At 51.7% G+C, this 2542-nt stretch carries 3 protein-coding genes and 1 pseudogene; all 4 read right to left on the bottom strand.

Annotation, left to right across the window (positions count from 1 at the left end):
• A pseudogene (locus tag GGR61_RS20850) lies at nucleotides 1–209 on the bottom strand (hypothetical protein); the annotation flags it as partial.
• A complete protein-coding gene (locus GGR61_RS20845) occupies nucleotides 206–865 on the bottom strand; it encodes a hypothetical protein (RefSeq protein WP_184623831.1) in 660 nt (219 codons plus the stop codon). The pseudogene GGR61_RS20850 and the gene GGR61_RS20845, both read right to left, overlap by 4 nt.
• Entirely contained in the window at nucleotides 862–1311 is a 450-nt protein-coding gene (locus tag GGR61_RS20840; RefSeq protein WP_326520652.1) for a hypothetical protein, read from the bottom strand. The genes GGR61_RS20845 and GGR61_RS20840 overlap by 4 nt, the downstream gene beginning before the upstream one ends.
• Nucleotides 1312–1743: 432 nt before the next feature.
• Nucleotides 1744–2262, bottom strand: a complete 519-nt coding sequence (locus GGR61_RS20835) for a DUF4189 domain-containing protein (RefSeq protein ID WP_184623827.1) — start codon at nucleotides 2260–2262, stop codon at nucleotides 1744–1746.
• Between the last annotated feature and the right edge of the window lie 280 nt (nucleotides 2263–2542).

Genomic DNA, 2542 nt, shown 5'->3' with positions numbered 1-2542 from the left:
GTCTCGGTGCCGCGATGGGCGACGATGATTTCGTCATTATCGATCCGCTGATAAATAATGCCTTGATAGCCTGAAGGACTGTCTACATACTCAAGTCGTTTATAGGTAATGCCACCGATATCGACAGGGCGACTGCTCGCTCCAGTTTCAGGCGGTTCATCGTAGGCATCTTTCGCAAGGGCTGCATATTGTTGGCTCGTCAGGCTCATGGCATTACCTCTTCCGTGATTAGCGTAACTTTAAATATGTTTCCTCGGGCATCATTGTTGAACTGGTCCAGTCTGACTTTTCCGCTGTCTGGGAAGTTGTCAATATCTTCTTTGGGATAACGGCCTTTCCAGAAATAAGTGACTTTAGGAGCTCTGCTATGAATCTCATTTTTGAATAGAGCTGGCTCAAACCTCGTGTCTTCATGCTTTCCGGTCGCCTTGAGCGAAATGCCGACACCATCCAGCTCGAAATTACAGGTGCCTTTCCCGTAATAATCTGCATCGACCATTCCGTCGGCATAAATCTTCGCCACGTATGTTGTGTCGTTGAGTTTTTCGAAAGTGATGGGAATTCCATCTTCTTTCTGCTTTGTCGACATGCCTAATGAGGGGTCGATTGGCGTACAGCTGTTACGGTTGGTCATTTCATAGAATGCAGTGCCCGAGATCCACTCAAACGGCCCGGGCGCATCCTCGATGGTCATCGTGATCCGGTATGCCTGCGTCGGATGCGGGTTCTTGCGGTAGACCGGATCGCCGTCGGTGGTGGTCGCGCCGGTATCGTGTCTTTCAGAAGCAGCATTCATTGGATTACACCCAGCCAGGAGCATTAGGAAAAGACAGCCAACAATCTTGATGTTCAGATGAGCGTTCATGCGGCCATTGTGCGCTGTGCAGACCGCTCTGCGGCGGTGATCGCATCACGCAGTCGGCGAGCGTTGCGGTTGATATTTGCGCTATGCGACACCAAGGCGATGAGCAGGAAGCCAAAGACCAATCCGAGCTCGGGCAGTTGCATCACCAGGCGCATTAAAAAGGGGATGCAGGCCGCACCCACTGCCAATAGCAGCATCAAGGCGGTCATGCCGGCTGTGTTGAAAATCGTCTGGAGCAATTGTCGTAATTCTGGCATCTGTTTGCCCTGGCTGCGCAGCTTTCCCCAGACGGCAGTTGCATGTGCAATCCGGGTTGTCAGCAGAATTACAACGGCAAAATGCAGCACCGCACCGACAAAGGCCGCAGAGTGTGCAAGCTCGAGCAAGGCGGTGAATGCTGTGCGATAAGCCAGGGCGAGCAGGGTGGCGGTAAGCGCAATCGTCAAGACAACGACGATCAGGAGATTCCGAAGGCTCTCGGTGGACCGGTGCCAGCATGCATCATGAGGGGAAAGCACTCTATCCAATGCATCGCTCCTAATGAAGTGCGAGTCACTTACTGCGCAGCACATGAGGTGCTCTGGGGCGTACCATGCCGGTAAACGACCGGGCAAATGCGAGCGAACATCTGCGCCGAGACCGCGTTGAAACAGTACTGATGGTGAAAGTAAGGGTGCCGGTGGCCGGGTCGATCGTGGCCAACAATCAGTCGGAACGCCAAGCGTGCATAAGGTAAATAGGTCGTTGTTGTAGTAGGAAATGAACTCATAGAGCCTGCCGGTTTGGGCAGAGGTTCAAAGAGCGCTGGAGTACAGAATCGATGCTGTGAGTAATCCACGTTTTTTCATGAGGCTTCACTTTCCGTGAGCATTCAGTAACTAGTAGGGTTTGAAAATGGGTTCGGAGCAAGCTTCGTAAATCACGCGGCATTCCCCTTTATTCTCTGATGAGCAAATTTCCTCGGCTTCATGCTTAATATTTTCAGGTGAAGGACCAGTCCTAAAATGCAGTGTTCCTGCTACTGATCGCCCATCTCGATATGGCTCTGCAACTGCGGCGCATTGATTTTGATATGCCGTCCAATCTCGACAGTCTTTCCCTCCCGCTTTAATACAGCCGGCAATGGCGTCTTGCTGTGCTTCACGTTTGGAGAGCTTTCCGACCGATACGCCCAACGCTCCTGCGCTGGATTTATCAAGCGAAATAGCACCCCAAGTCTTAATCCATTTGCCAAGAGGCCTTGCCTCTTGAGGTCCAGAACCCGTTTGAGGAATTGGTGCACATGCTACGGCGCCCTGTCCGCCAATAGGGAATTGGCCAGGTGGACATCCCTGTTCAGCTCCTGCAGAGAATGTAATATTTAATAAAAGTAATAAAAAAATTTTGGAAAATTTCATATTTTTATGTCCGCCGAGCTTGCTAACTGTTCGTGCCGTTACTCAGCTTAACTATCAATCTTGCCCGCATTACCGCGGTAGCCAGTTATTGGAGTTGAATCAGGAGCGCCTGTCGACCCAATTGAGCGAGTTGACTGATTTGGTGCTGCCCCGAATTCGCGTTCGCTGGCTTGATTGGAGTTGCGAGCCACCTGCTGCGGCATATACGACCCAGCTGGCTGCCCCTGGGGACCTGGGGCTGCTGCATTATTAAACGCCGAGTAGGCCATGAACGTGCCCA

It is taken from the genome of Xanthomonas sp. 3058, from assembly GCF_014199765.1.
Taxonomy (GTDB): Bacteria; Pseudomonadota; Gammaproteobacteria; order Xanthomonadales; family Xanthomonadaceae; genus Xanthomonas; species Xanthomonas campestris_B.
The sequence above is the reverse complement of the archived record's forward strand: the minus strand, read 5'-3'. Positions and strand labels throughout refer to the sequence as shown.